Raw genomic sequence first — 2,427 nt, forward strand, 5'->3', positions numbered from 1 at the left:
GTCCAATACTGACCCCCTTTGATGTGCTTCGAGCAGGCTGTCCGTCCTTGTTGTGGGAGGGGCGGTGGGGGATGAAGAGCGTGGACACGATTGCGCGGATCAGGCGCGAGCACTTCGTTCATGGGCGGTCGATCAAGGAGATCGTCCGCGCGCTGCACGTGTCGCGCAACACGGTGCGCAAGGTGCTGCGGTCGGGCAAGACGGCCTTCGCGTACGAGCGCGAGGTTCAGCCCCTACCCAAGCTCGGCCAGTGGCGGGTCGACCTCGATGAGCTGCTGGTCGCCAACGGGGCGAAGGCGTCGCGCGAACGGCTGACCATGATGCGCATCTTCGAGACCCTGCGAGGGCTCGGCTACGCGGGCGGCTACGATGCCGTTCGGCGTTACGCCCGCAGCTGGCGCCGCGAGCACGCGGCGGTGACGGCGCAAGCCTACGTGCCGCTGACCTTCGATCCGGGCGAAGCCTACCAGTTCGACTGGAGCCATGACGTCGTGCTGATCAACGGCACGACCGTGACCGTGAAGGTGGCGCACGTCCGGCTGTGCCACAGCCGCATGCTGTTCGTGCGAGCCTATCCGCGGGAGAGCCAGGAGATGGTGTTCGACGCCCACGACCGGGCGTTCGCCTTCTTCAAGGGCGCCTGTCGGCGCGGTATCTACGACAACATGAAGACGGCGGTGGAGACGATCCTCGTCGGCAAGGAGCGCGCCTACAATCGCCGCTTCCTGCAGATGTGTGGACACTACCTCGTCGATCCCGTGGCCTGTACGCCGGCATCGGGCTGGGAGAAGGGCCAAGTCGAGAACCAGGTCGGCCTGGTGCGGGAGCGGTTCTTCACGCCGCGGCTGCGGGTGAAGAGCTACGACGAACTGAACGGATGGCTGCTCGACCAATGCGTGGCCTATGCCAAGGCCCATCCGCATCCCGCGTTCAAGGACCGCACGGTCTGGCAGGCCTTCGAGGCGGAGCGTCCGAGCCTGGTGCCCTACGGGGGCCCGTTCGACTGCTTCCATGCCGTGCCGGCATCGGTGTCGAAGACCTGCCTGGTCCGCTACGACAACAACAAGTACTCGGTCATTGCGAGCGCCGTTGGCCGCCCGGTCGAGGTCCGGGCCTATGCCGAGCGGATCGAGCTGCGCCAGAACGGCCGGGTCGTCGGAGACCATCCCCGCTCGTTCGGTCGCAATGAGAGCGTCTTCTACCCCTGGCACTACGTTCCGGTACTGGCGCGCAAGCCGGGCGCGCTGCGCAACGGAGCCCCGTTCAAGGATTGGGTCCTGCCGGCCGGGCTCGACCGTGTCCGCCGCAAGCTCGCCGGTGTCGATGACGGTGACCGGCAGATGGTCGCGATCCTGTCCGCCGTGCTGAGCGACGGGCTGCCGGCGGTCGAGGCCGCCTGCCTGGAGGCGCTGCGCGACAACGTCCACTCGTCCGACGTGATCATCAACATCCTGGCCCGGCGGCGAGAGCCCGCCATCGCGATCACGATCATGACCCCCGAGGCGCTGCGTCTACGGCACGAGCCCGTTGCCGATTGCGCCCGCTACGACAGCCTGAGGAGCACCGTGTGATGGAGCGTTCCGAGATCCTGGCCACCATGGTCGACCTGAAGCTCTACGGCATGAAGGCCGCCTTCGACGAGATCATCACCACCGCGGTGAAGCGTCAGCACGAGCCCCAGCGCATCGTCGGCGATCTTCTGCAGGCCGAGATCGCCGAGAAGCAGGCACGCTCGATCAAGTACCAGATCACCATCGCCAAGCTGCCGCTCGCCAAGGACATCGAGGACTTCAGCTTCGAAGGCTCCCTCGTCAACGAGACCCTGGTGCGCGATCTCGCCGGCGGCGAGTTCCTGGCCCACGAGCGCAACGTCGTGTTGGTTGGGGGCACCGGAACCGGCAAGACCCACCTCGCCCTGGCGATCGCCCGGGCCTGCATCCGCAACGGCGCACGCGGCCGCTTCTTCAACGTCGTCGACCTCGTCAACCGGCTCGAAGCCGAGACGCGGGCCGGACGGCAAGGCCGCATGGCCGACTACCTGTCCCGCATGGACTTCATCGTGCTCGACGAACTCGGCTACCTGCCCTTCGCCCAGTCCGGCGGGCAGCTCCTGTTCCATCTGGTCAGCCGTCTCTACGAACAGACCTCCGTCATCGTGACGACCAACCTGGCCTTCGGCGAATGGCCCAACGTGTTCGGCGACGCCAAGATGACCACCGCGCTCCTCGACCGGCTTACCCACCATTGTGAGATCGTCGAAACCGGCAACGAGAGCTGGCGCTTCAAGAACCGAGCCTGACCCACACCGCACCCGCCCGGCTGCGCAACCCTGACCAGCTCCGCCGGGCGGGCGCTACCGGCTCAGCACGCCCAAAGGGGGTCAGTTTTGGACGCCGATCGGGGGTCAATGTTCAAGGCTGTTTGACA

General features: G+C 66.4%; 1 protein-coding gene and 1 pseudogene. Both read left to right on the plus strand.

Going from position 1 to position 2,427, the window contains the following annotated elements; genetic code table 11:
* Positions 1 to 71: 71 nt before the first annotated feature.
* Positions 72 to 1,559 (plus strand): annotated as a pseudogene (istA, locus tag M8523_RS36180) (IS21 family transposase); the annotation flags it as partial.
* A gap of 11 nt (positions 1,560 to 1,570) precedes the next feature.
* On the plus strand, positions 1,571 to 2,299 hold the full coding sequence (istB, locus tag M8523_RS36185) for an IS21-like element helper ATPase IstB (RefSeq protein WP_282589624.1): 729 nt from the start codon (positions 1,571 to 1,573) through the stop codon (positions 2,297 to 2,299).
* Positions 2,300 to 2,427: the final 128 nt, after the last annotated feature.

This window comes from Lichenifustis flavocetrariae (assembly GCF_026130545.1).
GTDB lineage: Bacteria > Pseudomonadota > Alphaproteobacteria > Rhizobiales > Beijerinckiaceae > Lichenihabitans > Lichenihabitans flavocetrariae.